General features: G+C 56.5%; 1 protein-coding gene. It reads right to left on the bottom strand.

Going from position 1 to position 232, the window contains the following annotated elements:
* On the bottom strand, positions 1 to 232 hold a 232-nt coding region (locus DWY79_RS23250), incomplete at both ends, for a biotin/lipoyl-binding protein (RefSeq protein ID WP_233564045.1).

Below are 232 nucleotides of genomic sequence, written 5' to 3'. Positions count from 1 at the left end.
CCTTATCCAGATAGATGGCATCGTCCGTGTCGGCGTGATTCTCTATGACCGCCAGCCAATCCCCCTGCCTTACCGGGCGATTATCCCTGACGAGCAGCTCCTGTATCTTTCCCGCTGCCCGTGTCACTACCGCCGTCGCGGGATGTTGCCCCGTCAATGTCATGTCTGCCGTGATCACGTCAGGATATTTGAAGAAACAGCTTCCCACCAGCAATGTCACGACCACGAGGAA

Source organism: Parabacteroides sp. AF27-14 (assembly GCF_003635425.1).
Classification (GTDB): domain Bacteria; phylum Bacteroidota; class Bacteroidia; order Bacteroidales; family Tannerellaceae; genus Parabacteroides; species Parabacteroides distasonis.
The sequence above is the reverse complement of the archived record's forward strand: the minus strand, read 5'-3'. Positions and strand labels throughout refer to the sequence as shown.